Source organism: Arthrobacter koreensis (genome assembly GCF_035792275.1).
Taxonomy (GTDB): Bacteria; Actinomycetota; Actinomycetes; order Actinomycetales; family Micrococcaceae; genus Arthrobacter_B; species Arthrobacter_B koreensis_A.
Genome location: NZ_JAMWKK010000005.1, coordinates 131,794 through 146,945 on the forward strand (window position 1 = coordinate 131,794; position 15,152 = coordinate 146,945).

10 protein-coding genes are annotated in these 15,152 nt (G+C 67.6%); 2 read left to right on the top strand and 8 right to left on the bottom strand.

What is annotated here, in order from left to right; genetic code table 11:
• Window position 1 precedes the first annotated feature (1 nt).
• Together NGB94_RS07000 and NGB94_RS07005 are read right to left on the bottom strand one after the other, a co-directional pair.
• Entirely contained in the window at window positions 2–673 is a 672-nt protein-coding gene (locus NGB94_RS07000; RefSeq protein ID WP_325789896.1) for a DUF5998 family protein, read from the bottom strand.
• Between the two features lie 80 nt (window positions 674–753).
• Window positions 754–3,477: a GNAT family N-acetyltransferase gene (locus NGB94_RS07005; protein WP_325789897.1), complete on the bottom strand. Its 2,724-nt coding sequence runs from the start codon at window positions 3,475–3,477 to the stop codon at window positions 754–756.
• Between the two features lie 98 nt (window positions 3,478–3,575).
• On the opposite strand from NGB94_RS07005, the gene NGB94_RS07010 reads away from it, so the two are divergent.
• Window positions 3,576–6,068, top strand: coding sequence for a DNA topoisomerase IV subunit A (locus NGB94_RS07010; RefSeq protein ID WP_325789898.1), 2,493 nt, complete (start codon window positions 3,576–3,578; stop codon window positions 6,066–6,068).
• Between the two features lie 54 nt (window positions 6,069–6,122).
• On the opposite strand, the gene NGB94_RS07015 is transcribed toward NGB94_RS07010, so the two are convergent.
• Genes NGB94_RS07015 through NGB94_RS07025 form a run of 3 tightly spaced genes read right to left on the bottom strand, consistent with a single transcriptional unit; the run spans window position 6,123 to window position 8,971 of the window.
• Window positions 6,123–8,360 (bottom strand): heavy metal translocating P-type ATPase, encoded by a 2,238-nt coding sequence (locus NGB94_RS07015; RefSeq protein ID WP_325789899.1) that lies wholly within the window; start codon window positions 8,358–8,360, stop codon window positions 6,123–6,125.
• A gap of 10 nt (window positions 8,361–8,370) precedes the next feature.
• Entirely contained in the window at window positions 8,371–8,583 is a 213-nt protein-coding gene (locus NGB94_RS07020) for a heavy-metal-associated domain-containing protein (RefSeq protein ID WP_325789900.1), read from the bottom strand.
• A gap of 55 nt (window positions 8,584–8,638) precedes the next feature.
• Window positions 8,639–8,971: a metal-sensitive transcriptional regulator gene (locus tag NGB94_RS07025; protein ID WP_325789901.1), complete on the bottom strand. Its 333-nt coding sequence runs from the start codon at window positions 8,969–8,971 to the stop codon at window positions 8,639–8,641.
• 133 nt (window positions 8,972–9,104) lie between these two features.
• Here NGB94_RS07025 and NGB94_RS07030 point away from each other — a divergent pair, with 133 nt between their 5' ends.
• Complete coding sequence (locus NGB94_RS07030) at window positions 9,105–9,773, top strand: metal-dependent transcriptional regulator (protein WP_325789902.1); 669 nt, start codon at window positions 9,105–9,107, stop codon at window positions 9,771–9,773.
• Here the strand turns inward: NGB94_RS07030 and NGB94_RS07035 are convergent.
• From NGB94_RS07035 to cydB, 3 genes are read right to left on the bottom strand one after another with little or no spacing between them, the layout of a single operon-like run.
• Complete coding sequence (locus NGB94_RS07035) at window positions 9,770–10,774, bottom strand: GNAT family N-acetyltransferase (RefSeq protein WP_325789903.1); 1,005 nt, start codon at window positions 10,772–10,774, stop codon at window positions 9,770–9,772. The two genes, NGB94_RS07030 and NGB94_RS07035, sit on opposite strands and share 4 nt — an antisense overlap.
• A 5-nt stretch (window positions 10,775–10,779) precedes the next feature.
• On the bottom strand, window positions 10,780–14,136 hold the full coding sequence (cydD, locus tag NGB94_RS07040) for a thiol reductant ABC exporter subunit CydD (RefSeq protein WP_325789904.1): 3,357 nt from the start codon (window positions 14,134–14,136) through the stop codon (window positions 10,780–10,782).
• Window positions 14,133–15,149, bottom strand: coding sequence for a cytochrome d ubiquinol oxidase subunit II (gene cydB, locus NGB94_RS07045; protein WP_325789905.1), 1,017 nt, complete (start codon window positions 15,147–15,149; stop codon window positions 14,133–14,135). The genes cydD and cydB overlap by 4 nt, the downstream gene beginning before the upstream one ends.
• Between the last annotated feature and the right edge of the window lie 3 nt (window positions 15,150–15,152).

The following is a 15,152-nucleotide window of genomic DNA, read 5'->3' on the forward strand; positions in this document are numbered from 1 at the left end:
CTTACCGCTGGTGGTGGCCGCGGTTGAAACGGCTGCCGATCCCGGGCATGCGCTGCCGGTCGATGGCGGGATCCATGGCACGGACGTTCATGGTGTCCGTGTTGACCTTGCGCAGGGCCCGGGCGAACGCCTTGGCGTTCTGCACGGCCTGGATGCCGTCTGCCTCCGCGGACACGCGGAGCACGATATCTTCCTGCGCGATGGTTCCGGTGTAGCCGTGGTCGGCTTCGCACTGGGGATCGGCACAGCCGGCCGGCCCCATGTCCAGGCGCTGTCCGCCGGACCAAGCGATGGCCAGGGTCAGTTCCCGGGCCTGGTCCGACGGCTTGTAGTTCTGCGGCTGGGAGTACATGTACCCGAGCACCACGGAACGGATCTGCGCCACGGGCACGGATTCGGTGGACACCTGCGCCATCATCTGTTCACCGGCTTCGTCCAGCTGCTGGTCGTCAACATGGGTGATCACCAGCATGTCCTCGGTCAGCACCAGGACGGTGATGTGGCGGTGCACTTCGGTCCGGTCGAAGTGCGTTTCAAGGTGGATGAGGTGGGAAAGCGGCTCACGCCCGTCCAGGGCGTCATGCACAACGTCTGCCAGCAGCGTGGGGTAGAAGCCTGCGCGCTCTATGGAGGCGTCAAGGCTGCGGCGTTCAGCGGAAAGTAGCGGCGACATGCAACCAGTTTCCCCCAGACCCGCCCCGAGCACCTAAAAAGGCGCGCTGAGTGTGCATAACTGCCGGCTGCGGCGCCCGGCTAATCCCGGAGGGCACGGCGGGCGCTGTCGGTGCGCTGCTGCGGATTGCCCAGCCGGATGTCGGCACTGAGGACGGTGACGCCCTGCACCGAGACCAGCACCGGATTAATTTCCAGCAGCGCGATCTCGGGATGTTCGTCCTTGAGCAGGGCCACCCTGGCAATGAGGTCCTCGAGCGCTGCGACGTCCACCTTGGGCAGCCCCTGGTAGCCGAAGAGACGGCGCGAGGTGCGCGGCGTCCTTACCAGGTCCGCAACGTCCACGCTCGTCAGCGGGGGGATGCCGTGGGCCCAGTCATCGAGCAGATTCACGGCATCGCCGGCGATGCCGAAGGAGAGGACCGGACCCAGCAGCGGGTCCTCGATGGCCCGCAGCACACATCCCTGCCCGGACGGCGCCATGGACTGAACTTCGAGTTCAAAGCTCCCGTAGGGTTCCAGGGCGGTCCGCATTTCGGAGATGTTGCTGCGCAGCGACTGCTCGGAGGAGATGTTCAGCCGTACTCCGCCCAGGTCCAGGCGGTGGCGCAGGTGTTCATCCATGGTCTTGAGCACCACGGGCCAGCCCAGCTCGTCCGCGGCCTTCACCGCCTCATCGTCGGTGCGGAAAGGCAGGGAGGGAAGCACGCTGATCCCGTAAAACCCCAGCAGGCGGGCGGTTTCGGCCGGCCCCAGGCGCAGGAGGTCGGTGTTGGCAACGCGTGCCATCTGTTCGTCAACGAAGGCCTGCGCGGCTTCGGTGTCCACGCCGCCCGGTTCTGCATAGTGCCCGTGTTCCCGGCCGGCCCACTCGGTGTACCGCACCAGTGCGGCCAGGGCGGTGACGGCGGCGCCGGGGCTGGAGAAGCAGGGCAGGCCCACGGGCAGCGGGACAGCAGCACCCGCGTCCTCTTCGGGAGCCGCGGGAGCCTGTTCCCGGGCAGCCAGGACACCTTCCGTGTACTGGCCCGGGTCCATGATTCCGGTGAAGACCGCCACCACCGGCTTGCCGGCTTCAAGCGAGCAGTCCAGCAGGGTCTCGGCGATGGAGTCGTTGTCCAGCCCCGGTGCCGGCAGGAGCGTGACCACCGCTGAGTGCACGGCCTCATCCGCAAGGGCCTTTGCCACCGCCTCGCGCAGGACCGGCAGCGCCACGCTCTGGCCGCGGTCCAGGTCCAGGTCCGCCCGCAGGTGCACGGCGTCCAGCTCCAGCGGAACGGCTGCGTCGGCAAGCACCCGGCCCAGTGCCGCGGAGTTGCTTAGCACGGCCAGTCCCCTGCCCCGGGGAAGCGGCTGGCTGCAGGCGATCTGGGCAACGTCCATCAGCTGCTCGTTGGTGGCCACCCGGATAACGCCGGACTGGCGCAGCATTGCGTCCAGGGCGCCCTGCGGAGCCTGGGTGAGGCGGACGGAGTGTCCGGGTGGAAGCTGCAGTCCGGTGACATCGGACTTCGCCACGATGACCGGTTTTCCTGAGGCGAGGCGGCGTGCGATGCGGGAGAACTTACGCGGGTTGCCCACCGACTCCAGGTACAGGCCCACCACCTTGGTGTCGGCGTCGTCCTCCCAGTACTGCATCACGTCGTTGCCGGAAACATCTGCCCGGTTGCCGGCGGAAATGGTGGAGGACAGTCCCAGCCGGCGGCGCTGTGCCGCGGCGTAGAGCAGGACGCCGATCGCTGCCGACTGGCTGAACAGGCCCAGTCCCCCGCGGCGCGGCAGGGCCGGAGCCATGGACGCGTTGAGGGATACTTCCGGACGGGTATTGATCAGGCCAAGGGACGCCGGCCCCAGCACGCGCATGCCGTTGGCCCGGGCATAGCGCACCAGGCGGCGCTGGCGCGCCAGCCCGGCTTCGCCGTCGTCGAACCCTGCACTGACCACCAGCAGGTGCTTCACGCCGGCGGCGGCGCATTCCTCGGCCACGCACTGCACCTGGTCGTACGGGACGGCGATGACGGCCAGGGAGACCGGCTCGGGAATTTCGGAGATCTTGCCGTAGGAGACCATGCCGGCCAGCTCGAAGGCCTCGGGGTTCACGGCGTAGACGCTGCCGGTGTAGCCGCCTTCAACGATGTGTTCCATCAGCTGGTAGCCGACGCTCCCCCACTCCCGGCTGGCACCGATGACGGCAATGGACGACGGCGCCAGCAGGTCCGCGACGCTGCGCGCCTCCGCGCGGTGTTCCCGGGACTCCATCACGGCACGGGACTTGTCCGTCGGGTCGATGTCGAAGTCCAGCGCGATCACGCCGTCGTCGAACGCCCGGCGCACCTCGTAGCCGGCGTCGGCGAAGACGCTGAGCATCTTGCGGTTCTCCGGGAGCACTTCGGCGCTGAAGCGGCGGATCCCGTTTTCCCGGGCGGCGGCGGCCAGGTGTTCCAGCAGGATTGAGCCGATTCCGCGGCCCTGGTGTTCGTCGGAAATGTTGAAGGCAACTTCGGCCTCAGTGGGATCATCGAGCCGGTCGTAGCGGCCGATGCCCACGATTTCCGGCCCGAGTGTGATCACAAACGCAACCCGGTCCCGGTAGTCCACGTTCGTAAAGCGCTTCAGCTCGCGGCCGCTCAGTTTAGCCTTGTAAGTGAAGAAACGAAGGTAGATGGAGCTTTGGGACTGCCTCATGTGGAACGCCTGCAGCGCCTCGGCATCCGCCGGGGAAACCGGCCGCAGATGGCCGGTGCGCCCATCGCGCAAAACGACATCAGCTTCCCAATATTCGGGGTATTGTCCCTGCTCCGCCATAGACTCAGACTAGTGGGCATTTTTTAGAACCCGCCACCGAACCGCCAGATCGCACCGAAACCGACCAGCCACCACAACCTCAAGGACGCAAGAACTACATGGCCCGGCGCTCCGCCTCAGCACCCACTCCCGGCGAACCCATCGCTGAGAACATCATCGACATTGATGTCACCACCGAGATGGAGGGGTCCTTCCTCGAGTACGCCTACTCGGTGATCTACTCGCGTGCCCTGCCGGACGCCCGCGACGGCCTGAAGCCTGTCCAGCGCCGCATCCTGTACATGATGGCGGAGATGGGACTGCGTCCGGACCGCGGGCACGTCAAGAGCGCCCGTGTGGTGGGCGAAGTCATGGGCAAGCTGCACCCGCACGGCGACTCGGCCATCTACGACGCCATGGTGCGCATGGCCCAGGACTGGGCACTGCGCCTGCCGCTGATCGACGGCCACGGCAACTTCGGCTCGCTCGACGACGGTCCGGCCGCCTCGCGCTACACCGAAGCGCGGCTGGCAGCGGCAGCACTGACCCTGACGGACCACCTCGACGAAGACGTCGTGGACTTCGTGCCGAACTACGACAACCAGCTGATGCAGCCCGAGGTGCTTCCGGCGGCCTTCCCCAACCTGCTGGTCAACGGCGCATCCGGCATCGCCGTCGGCATGGCCACGAACATGGCACCGCACAACCTCGGCGAGGTGATCGCGGCAACGCAGCACCTGATCCGGCATCCCGAGGCGACCCTCGATGACCTGATGCGTTTTGTTCCGGGACCTGACCTGCCCTCCGGCGGCCGCATCGTGGGCCTGGACGGCATCCGGGACGCCTACGCCACCGGGCGCGGCTCCTTCAAGACCCGCGCCAAGGTGGAGGTGGAGCAGCTCACCGCGCGCCGGACCGGTCTGGTGGTCACCGAACTGCCCTACATGGTGGGACCGGAAAAGGTGATCGAAAAGATCAAGGACGCGGTCACCTCCAAGAAGCTGCAGGGCATTTCCGACGTCGTTGACCTCACCGACCGCCAGAACGGGCTGCGGCTGGTCATCGAGCTGAAGAACGGGTTCAATCCCAAGGCCGTCCTGGCGCAGCTCTACCGGTACACCCCGATGGAAGATTCCTTCGGCATCAACAACGTCTCGCTGGTGGACGGCCAGCCGCGCACCCTGGGCCTGGTGGAGCTGCTCCAGGTCTACGCCTCGCACCGGCTGGGCGTGGTGCGCCGCCGCACCGCCTACCGCCTGGGCCGCAAGAAGGACAGGCTGCACCTGGTCGAGGGCCTGCTGATCGCGATCGTCGACATTGACGAGGTCATCCAGATCATCCGCTCGTCGGAGGAGACCGCCGAGGCGCGTACCCGTCTGATGACCATCTACGACCTCACCGAGATCCAGGCCAACCACATCCTGGAACTGCGCCTGCGCCAGCTCACGAAGTACTCGCGGCTGGAACTCGAAAAGGAACAGGAAGAACTGCGCGCCGCCATCGAGGAGCTGCAGGCCATCCTGGATTCCGAGGAACGCCTGCGCGACCTGGTGTGCGACGAACTGGGAGAAATTGCCGCCAGGTACGCCACGCCGCGCCGCACCGTGCTGCTGGAATCGGAAGCGGTGGCTCCGCTGGCCTCCGAAGCCGTGGCAGTGAAGGCAGGCAAGGGCGCCAAGGCCGTCCTTCCGCTGCAGATCCCGGATGATCCCTGCTGGGTGATCCTTTCGGCCTCAGGCCAGCTGGCCCGGACCTCCAACCAGGAACCCCTGGTCGAAGGCGGGCAGCGGACCCGGCACGATGTTTTCCGCAGCGTTGTTCCCACCACGGCCCGCGGCGAAATTGGTGCCGTCACGTCCTCCGGCCGCATGATCCGCGTCCAGGTGATGGACATGCCGGCGCTTCCCCCGACCAACGGGCTGCCCAACCTGGCCGGCGGCGTTCCCGCCAAGGACTTCATGACCCTGGCCAAGGGCGAAAAGCTGGTCGGCCTCGTGCCGCTGAACGCCGTCCTGGCACTCGGCACCCGCAACGGCGTGGTGAAGCGGGTCAACCCGGACTACCCGCTGAACCGGGACGACTGGGAAGCGATTACGCTCAAGCCGCGCGACGAAGTTGTCGGTGCCGTTGTGGCGGCGAATGACGACGACGAACTGGTCTTTGCGACCAGGGGCGCCCAGCTGCTTCGGTTCCCTGCCTCCTCCGTCCGTCCGCAGGGCCGGACTGCCGGCGGCGTGGCGGGCATGAAGCTCGGTGAAGGCGACGAAGTGATCTTCTTCGGCGTGGTCGGTGCAGGGGATCCCGACGCCGTCGTCGTCACCGTTGCCTCGGGCACGGAGACCATTCCGGGAACGCCGGGCGGATCGGTTAAGGTGACCGACTTCGCCGAGTACCCGGCCAAGGGACGCGCCACTGCCGGCGTGCGGGCACACCGTTTCCTGAAGGGAGAAGACGCCCTGGTGGTTGCGTGGGCCGGCCACGGTCCGGCAAAGGCCGCCGCGGCGAACGGCGTGGCCCGGGCACTGCCCACTGAACACGGACGCCGGGATGGTTCCGGTGTTCCGCTGGCCAGCCCGGTGGAACACATCGGACCCAGCCTCACGGCACCTTAAGGGCACCGGGCCGGACCTGGATACTCCAGGTCCGGCCCGGTCATTTTGCGGAGGTTACTTCCCGAAGCTGCGCAGCCGAAGCGAGTTCGCCACCACCAGCACCGAGCTGGCTGCCATCGCCGCACCGGCAATCATCGGGTTCAGCAGCCCAAAGGCGGCAATCGGAATCCCCACGGCGTTGTAGAAGAACGCCCAGAACAGGTTGACCTTGATGGTCCGCAGGGTGCGGCGGGAGAGCTCGATCGCGGTAGCGACCTGTCCCAGCGAGCTTCCCATCACGGTGAGGTCGGCTGCGGCCATGGCCGCATCCGTTCCGGACCCCATCGCGATGCCGAGGTCTGCCTGGGCCAGGGCCGCGGCGTCGTTCACGCCGTCCCCGGCCATGGCGACCGTGGCGCCCTGCTCCTGGAACCGGCGCACCGCTTCAACCTTGCCTTCCGGCCGCACCTCAGCCAGCACGTCGCCGGGAGCGATCCCGACTTCCCGGGCTACGGACTCAGCCACCACGGCGTTGTCACCGGTCAGCAGCACCGGCCGCAGGCCCAGCGCGGCCAGCCGTGCCACTGCCTCGCGTGAACCGTCCTTGATGGTGTCCTGCAGGCTGATGATGCCTGCCGGGGCTCCGTCAATGGCCACGACGACGGCGGTGGCACCGGTTTCCTGCTCCTTCCGCAGCGCGCCGGCCGCAGCCTCATCCAGCACGACGCCGTTCTCTTCGAGCCAGCCGGGACGGCCGGCAACCACGCTGCGGCCCTCCACCGTGCCGCGGACGCCGCCGCCCGGAGAGGAAAGGAAACCGCTGACCGCGGCCAGCCCGGGTCCCTGTTCGGCGGCCGCGGCGATGGCACGGGCGATCGGGTGCTCCCCGGCGTTTTCAAGGGATCCGGCCAGACGCAGCAGGGCTTCTTCATTCGGCACCCCCGCGCCGGGCAGCAGTACCGTACGGGCAACCGCGAGCTTGCCGGTGGTCACCGTACCGGTCTTGTCCAGCAGGATGGTGTCCACCGTCCGGGTGTCCTCCAGGACCTGCGGGCCCTTGATCAGGATGCCCAGCTGGGCTCCGCGGCCGGTTCCGGTGAGCAGGCCCACGGGCGTGGCCAGGCCCAGCGCACAGGGGCAGGCGATCACCAGCACGGCAACGGCGGCCACAAAGGCGCTTTGCACGTCGCCGGTAATCAGCAGCCACAGCACAAAGGTCACGACGGCGACCGCCAGGACCACCGGCACGAACACGGCGCTGATCCGGTCCGCCAGCCGCGCGATGGGTGCCTTCCCCGACTGGGCCGCGCTGACCAGCGCGCCCATCTGGGCCAGGGTGGTTTCGCTGCCCACCCGGGTCGCGCGGACCAGCAGACGTCCTGAGGTGTTCACGGTGGCCCCGGTCACGGGATCTCCGGGGCGGACTTCCACCGGCAGGGATTCACCGGTGATCAGGGCGGCGTCGATTGCGGACTCCCCCTCCGCCACGACGCCGTCGGTGGCTACCTTCTCCCCCGGGCGCACGACGAACACGTCGCCGGGGACCAGCTCAGCGGCCGGGATCAGCTCCTCACGTCCGTCCCGCAGCACCACGGCTTCCTTGGCACCGAGGCTGAGCAGCGAGGTCAGGGCATCGGCGGCACTCGTCTTGGCGCGCGCTTCAAGGTAGCGGCCCAGCAGCAGGAACGTCGTCACGACGGCTGCCACCTCAAAGTAGAGATGGGCGCCTTCGCTCATGCCCGGGTCGGCTGTCAGTCCCGGGTCTGCGATCAGCTCTCCCAGGGAGAACAGATAGGCTGCGCTGACTCCGATGGACACCAGGGTGTCCATGGTTGAGGCGAGGTGCCGCGCGTTGACTGCTGCCGCCCGGTGGAAGGGCCACGCGGACCACAGGACTACCGGCAGCGAGAGCGCTGCGACCACCCAGCCCCAGTTCGGAAAGGCGAACGCGGGCACCATCGAGATCAGCAGGACCGGAACGGTCAGGATTGCCGCGGTGATCAGGCGGGGCCGCAGCTGTTCAGCGGTGCCGCCGTGGGCCATGTGGTCCTCGTGGTCATGTTGGCCGGCGGGCACAGCCACCTTGGCCTGGTAGCCCGCAGCTTCGACTGTTGCCACGAGCTGTTCGTCGGTGACCCCGGCCGGGACCTTAACCGACGCGGAGTTCAACGGCAGATTGACGCTGGCCTGGACGCCTTCGATTCTGCCGAGTTTGCGTTCCACACGGTTCACGCAGGAAGCGCAGGTCATGCCCTGAATGTCCAGCGACACCTCACGCTCTGCGGCCAGGTGCTGCTGTTCACGGGTTGCCATGATTCTCCTTTCAGCCCACCACTGTGTAGCCCGCTTCTGCTACGGCTTCGCCGAGCAGTTCGGGTGCAATGGGTCCGGTGGACATAACGACTGCCGTTGAAACGCCGTCGGCCACAAGGTCCACGCTGACGTCCTGGACCCCTTCGACGGCGCCGAGTTCTTCGGTGACCGATGCGACGCAGTGCCCGCAGGTCATGCCCGAGATGCTGAGCTTGGTTTCCATAACTGATCCTCCCTGGCAGGACACTGGCCCTGCCGGTTTTTCGGTTCCGCGCCTGTCAGCGCAGGAGCCGGCCGATTGCGTCTGTTGCTTCCTGGACCTTTGCTTCCACGATTGAGGGGTCGCCGGCCTCGTCCGCTTCGCGTGCTGCTGAAACCACACAGTGCGAAATGTGGTCCTGGACCAGCCCGAGGCTGACAGCATGCAGGGCCTTGGTAACGGCCGAGACCTGTGTCAGGACATCGATGCAGTACTTGTCTTCGTCCACCATCCGGGCAATCCCCCGCACCTGGCCCTCAATGCGCTTGAGCCGGCGCAGGTACGCTTCCTTGTCGCTGGCGTAGCCGCGCTCTTCGGGAACATCCACTTCATCAATTGTGCTGGCGTCCACGGTTCGACCTCCCGGTTATTTTTGGCAACACTTGGGAATGTATACCCCCTATGGGTATGAGTCAAGTACCCCATGGGGGTATATGGTGCCGGGGCCCGCCGTCCTGGCCGGAGGCTGGCGTAAGGTTGGACGCGTGGCAAAGAAAGAACTGACCAGCGCTGCGGAGGACTACCTCAAAGTCATCTGGACGGCACAGGAATGGACGGACGCTCCGGTGACCGTCTCTGCGCTCTCGGCCCATCTGGGCTTCTCTGCGTCCTCGGTTTCCGAGGCGGTGAAGAAACTCGCGGCACAGGGCTTCCTGACCCATGCCCGCTACGGATCCGTGGCGCTGACCCCGACCGGCGAGCAGGCCGCAGTAAACATGGTGCGGCGCCACCGGCTCATTGAAACGTTCCTGGTGGAGTATCTCGGATACGGCTGGGATGAAGTGCATGACGAGGCGGAGAACCTCGAGCACGCAGTATCCGACAAAATGGTCGAAGCGCTGGCCGTACGCCTGGGCCATCCGGTCCGTGATCCGCACGGGGACCCCATCCCGGCTCCGGACGGAAGCCTGCCGGCACTGGACGCCTCCCGGCTGAGCCACAGCGAGCCGGGCACGCGCCTGCGCATCGCCCGGGTTTCAGACAACAGCCCCGAGCTGCTTCGCTACCTGGGCGGCATGGGCCTGGGCCTGGACACCGAGGTCAGCATCCTGGAACGGCAGGCCTACGCCGGCACCCTGACGCTTGAGCGGTCGGGCGACCGCGTGGAACTGGGACTCCCGGCGGCTGAGGCAATCTGGGTCGTTCAGGCCTAGCTGGATTCGGCATCGAGCGCCAGGTCATAGACAACCTGGCGGCTGACCGGCGTGTAGCCCAGCTGCTCATAGATCTTCAGCGCCCCGGACGGATTCTCGGTATCCACGCCCAGACCCGCATTCTGCATCCCGGACTCCCGGAACCGCCGCATGGCTTCCGCCAGCATGGCCGGAGCAATCCCCTTGCCCCGCCAGGGCCGCAGCACCCCCAGCAGCTCGGTGTATCCCTCCGAATAACCAAAGATTTGCGGCGACTCCGGGTCATAACTGGCCAGCTGGTAGGCCGCAATGTCACCGGAGGACTGATCCAGCACCACAAAGCTCCAGTCCGGCCGGAACTGCGGATGGCCAACGGTAAACCGCCAGTTCTCCGGATCCCGGGGCTCGCTGCCCCAGTGGTCCAGGAATGCTTCATTGTGGGCAGCACGAAGCCGCTCGGAAATGTCATCCGAGAACGTCTGGAATTCCATTCCGCCCGGCAGCCGTGCCTCCGGCAGTTCTCCCGCCAGCGGGCGGGTCATCTCCGTGAAGTACCGGACTACGCGTGCGCCCACAGACTCCAGCAGCGCCAGGTGGGAAGGATTGTTGGCTTCCGCATAGCTCCGCAGTACCGGGTCTTCCCCTTCCCGCTCCTGGACCCGGGCACGGGCCCGTGCGGCCTGCCAGCGGTACACGGCAGTGCCAATGCCCCGCCGGCGCCATGCCGGATCCACGCCGCCGAATCCGATGGCACGCACCGACCCGGGGTTCAGGTTGACCAGCCCAAAGGCCCGGGGCACGCCGTCGGCGTCCACTCCGAGAAGCGAGTCCTGCTCCGGGTCGTTGCCGGGACGCTCCAGTGCGTGCTCCAGATCGGCACGGTCTTCCGCCCACCCAGGCTTGTCCACATCCACCATGCGGCGGATCAGGGCATGCCAGCTGTCCAGGTCAGCCGTCGTGATGGCACGCCACGCGAGCTGCGTCTGCGGTCCGGGCAGGGGCACAGTGTTTGTTGAGGCCATGGCTCCTAGCGTAGGGCAAGGCTGCTTTCGGCCGCACCCAGCTCAAGCCTGCGGCCGCACCAGGCAGCGTCAGCCGGATTGTGGGTCACTACAACCACGGTCTTGCCCGCCAGGCCTGAAGCCAGGTCGGACATCAGCCGGCGGCCCGCCGCGGGGTCAAGGTGCGCAGTGGGCTCGTCCAGCAGCACGATCCCGGCTTCGGTGAGCAGGGCACGTGCCACGGCCAGGCGCTGGCGCTGCCCGCCGGAAAGCCGGTGTCCGCCGTTGCCGATCCGGGTGTCGATTCCATCCTCGAGCTCTGCGACGAGGCCGCCCAGACCCACAGCCTCGAGCGCGGCCAGCATTTCCGTCTCACTGGGCGCGTTGGAGCGGTCCCGGGCGATCAGCAGGTTCCCCCGCAGGGTTGAATCGAAGAGATGGGCTTCCTGCGGGCACCATGCCATGCCGCGGGCTTCCCGGCTGAAGTCCGAGGCCGGACGTCCGTTGATGCGGAAGGTTCCGGACTGGGGCTGAAGGAATCCCAGCAGCACCCCCAGCAGGGTGGACTTTCCGCTGCCGGACGGGCCCGTGACAGCGAGCCACTCTCCGGGTTCGAGGCTGAGGTCAACACCGCAGAGCACCTCTCGGGATCCGCCCGGATACCGGTAGTGGATTCCCGACAGTTCGAGGCTGCCCGGGCGCAGAACGGCCGCCGGAGCCGCAGCAGCAGAGTCCGTATCCCTGCCGGGGTCAACCGAATCCGATCCGAGGTCCGGAAGGACCTTGTCCCCCAGCACCCGCCAGGCAGTGAACTGCTGGATGGAGCCGTTGACCGCCGCGAAGCATTCAAGCAGGGCCAGCTGCATCAAGACGATCACCGCGGCCACGGTGGCGGGGACGCCCTGAGCCAGGGCCAGGATCCACAGTGCGGAGCCGGCGCAGGCCAGCGCCGTCAGCGCATTGGCCAATCCCTGCGCCCAGGCGCTGCGCCGCGCGGCACCGGCCGCGGCGGCGTCCAGCAGGCGCTGGCGGGTGAGCACGGGGGTGGCGGACGCGTTGGCTTCCAGGTCACGTGAGGCCGAAAGCAGCTTGGCCATGGAGGCCATCGCCTTCGACTGCAGCGTCACCGTCCGGGCGCGGGCAGCGGCGTCGGCCCAAAGTGCTACGGCGGGCGCACCGAACAGGCCCACCACGCAGAGACCGATCTGCACCCAGACAGCCTCCGGAATCAGGATGCCGGTGGCAACGCAGGCGGCGACCGCGGTGACGAAGGCCGTCAGCGGCGCGAACACCACGCGGGGTGCAATGTCGCGCAGCTCGTCGACGTCGCCCACCAGGCGTTCCAGCGCTCCCCCGCCGCGGGCCAGGCGCCGCCAGCCCTCGGGGCGGTTCAGCAGTCCGTTCCACAGCCGGATGCGGATCGAGTTGGTGGCACGGAAGACGGCGTCGTGCAGGTGGAGGCGTTCACGGTACCGCAGCACTGCACGGCCGATACCGAAGAACCGCACGCCCACAATGGCGGTGAGCAGGTACAGGATCGGCGGCTGCTCGGAGGCACGCACGATCAGCCAGCCGGAGAGCGCGCTGAGCGCCACAGCGAAGATGGTGGCACCGGTGCCGTAGGCAAGGGCCTTCAGGAACTGCGGGCTCCAGGGGCGCAGGACCAGCAGGTTCTTCCAGAGGGGCTGATGTGCGTAGCCGGCCGGGGCCGAAGAGCCGCTGAATTCGGGCAGGGATTCTCCTCCGGCAGGGCCTGCATCCGGCGCCGGCTCCAGGTCCGGTTCGGGACCCGGGGCTTCACCCACCGGGATGGCGGTTCCGGCGATGGCTGCCGTGCGGCGGTCGTGGGCGACCAGCAGCACGGTGCAGCCGGGGCTCAGCCGGGCCAGGGCGCCGCGGACAGCGGCGGCGCTGGACTCATCCAGGTGTGCGGTGGGTTCGTCCGCGAGCAGGACGCCGACGCCGGGAACGTTCCGCACGCGGGCAATGGCTCGTGCAACGGCCACGCGGCGCTGTTCGCCGGGGCTCAGGTCTGCTGTGTGTGCGTCCAGGAGGTGCAGGGACCGGATCTCTGCCAGCGCCTCCTCCGCGGCGGTGCGCTGGGCACCGGGGTCTGCCAGCCCGGAGTAGAGGCCGATCTCCGCGGCCACGGTTTCCTCCACCAGCACCGGGTGCTGTGGAATCCATGCCACTTTAGCCCGGTCCACGCCGGAAGCTTCGCCGCTGACCTGTACGTCTGCACCGTCCCGGCGCAGGCCGGCAAGTACTTCAAGGACAGTGGTCTTGCCGCTGCCGCTGGGGCCGGTGAGGGCCGCAATGGCACCCGCGGGGACAGTGAAGGAAAAGTCGTTGAGCACCGGTTCGGGACGGCCCGGGTACTGGACGGTCAGGCCGCGCACGCTCACGCCGTCGACGTCGTGCGCGTCTTCCGCCTTCGCGAGCGGACGCGCGGCGGGTGCGTCCAGGACTGCGTTGGTGCGCTTAAGTGCTTCCAGGCCGTCTTCGCTGGAGTGGTGGGCAGTGCCCAGGTCCCGCAGCGGCTGGTAGCACTCCGGAGCCAGGATCAGTGCCAGCAGGCCCATCTCCAGGGACATGTCACCGTGAACCAGGCGCACGCCGATGAAGACCGCAACCACTGCCACGGAGATTGTGGCAATCAGCTCGAGTGCCAGCGAGGACATGAATGCCACACGCAGGGTTTCAAGGGTGGTGACGCGGTAACGGTCCGCGACGTCGCGCAGGGCCCTGGTCTGCGCCCGTGCCCGGCCCAGGCCGACCAGCACCGGCAGGCCCTTGGCCAGTTCGAGCATGTTGTCCGAGAGCCGGTTCAGAGCCTCGATCGCCTTGGCGGTCTTGTCACCGGTGTGCAGCCCGATCAGGATCATGAACACCGGCACCAGCGGAACGGTCAGGACAACAACGACGGCGCTGACCCAGTCGGCGGTGAGGATACGGACACCGATTAGCAGCGGGAGCACGGCGCAGGTCACCAGTGCCGGCAGGTACTTGGCGTAGTAGTTGTCCAGGCCGTCCAGCCCGCGGGTCAGCAGGACGCTGAGCGCCCCTGGACCCATGCCCGGCACGCTGCCGCCGTCCGCCAGGGCCCGCCGGGTCAGCTGGCCGCGCAGTTCGTCCTTGACCCCGGCCGCCGCACGCTGCGCCACGGTTTCCTGGGCCCACATAGCCAGGGAGCGCAGTACTGCACCGGTGACGCCCGTCGCGGCGACGTAGCCCCAGTCCGGGCTGCCCGCGGCGAGGCCGGCAATACCGGCGGCAACGCCGGTTGCCAGCAGCACGAGGGCCAGGGCTTTGGCCGCGGCGACGAGTCCCAGCAGGTACAGCGCCCGGCGGCTGGTGGCACTGACGGGAAGTACGGGTTTCACTGGACAGAAATCTTGTGGACGTCGGGAATGGACTGTGTGCTGACACGCTTGCGGAAGACCCAGTAGGTCCAGCCCTGGTAAAGCACCACGATCGGCAGGCCGAACACGGAGACCCAGGTGATCACCTTGAGCGTGTACGGGGTCGAGGAGGCGTTCTCCACGGTCAGGTTCCAGGCAGCATCAAGCGTGGACGGAAGCACCACCGGGTACATGGCGGCGAAGATCGAGACGGCACCGGCCAGCAGGAACACTCCGAGGAAGGCAAAGGACAGGCCCTCCTTTTCCCGGTAGGCCATCAGCCAGGCCACCACTACGGCCACAACGGCTACCGCCAGCGGGATCAGGGAGAAGAGTTCACCGCTGAGGAACTGGACACCGACCGCCCAGGCTGCCAGCGGCAGGATGCCGAGCGGCAGCCACCGCACCAGGGCACGCCGGGCGCGGTGCCGGATTTCGCCGTCGGTCTTCAGCATCAGGAAGGCGCAGCCGTGGATCAGTGCGAAGCCGACTACCGCCAGGCCGCCCAGGACTGCCCAGGGGGTGAGCCACGCGAAGGCGCCGCCCACGCGGTCGCCGTTCTCGTTCAGCGGCAGGCCGGTGGAGGTGAGGGCCAGCGCCGCTCCGACGCCGAAGGCACTGACGAAGGAGCCCAGTGCCATGGCCCAGTCCCAGCGGTCGCGCCAGCGCTGGGTATGGCCCTTGCCGCGGTATTCGATGGCCACGGCACGGAAGATCAGTCCCAGCAGCACCAGCGTCAGCGGAAGGTAGAGCGCGGAGAACAGCGAGGCGTACCAGTACGGGAAGGCAGCGAACGTCATGGCACCTGCGGTGACGAGCCAGACTTCGTTGCCGTCCCAGACCGGCCCGATGGTGTTCAGCAGGACCCGGCGTTCGCGCTCGTCACGGGCGAACACCTTCATGAGCATGCCCACGCCGAGGTCGAAGCCCTCGAGGAAGAGATAGCCGACCCACAGGAAGGCGATAACGATGAACCAGAATGTTGCAAGCGTCATTTT

Excerpts from the sequence above, each read along its gene's own strand:
- NGB94_RS07005 (WP_325789897.1), bottom strand. The coding sequence starts at position 3,477 with ATGGCGGAGCAGGGACAATACCCCGAATATTGGGAAGCTGATGTCGTT.
- NGB94_RS07035 (WP_325789903.1), bottom strand. The coding sequence starts at position 10,774 with ATGGCCTCAACAAACACTGTGCCCCTGCCCGGACCGCAGACGCAGCTC.
- cydB (WP_325789905.1), bottom strand. The coding sequence starts at position 15,149 with ATGACGCTTGCAACATTCTGGTTCATCGTTATCGCCTTCCTGTGGGTC.
- NGB94_RS07020 (WP_325789900.1), bottom strand. The coding sequence starts at position 8,583 with ATGGAAACCAAGCTCAGCATCTCGGGCATGACCTGCGGGCACTGCGTC.
- NGB94_RS07010 (WP_325789898.1), top strand. The coding sequence starts at position 3,576 with ATGGCCCGGCGCTCCGCCTCAGCACCCACTCCCGGCGAACCCATCGCT.
- NGB94_RS07000 (WP_325789896.1), bottom strand. The coding sequence starts at position 673 with ATGTCGCCGCTACTTTCCGCTGAACGCCGCAGCCTTGACGCCTCCATA.
- NGB94_RS07015 (WP_325789899.1), bottom strand. The coding sequence starts at position 8,360 with ATGGCAACCCGTGAACAGCAGCACCTGGCCGCAGAGCGTGAGGTGTCG.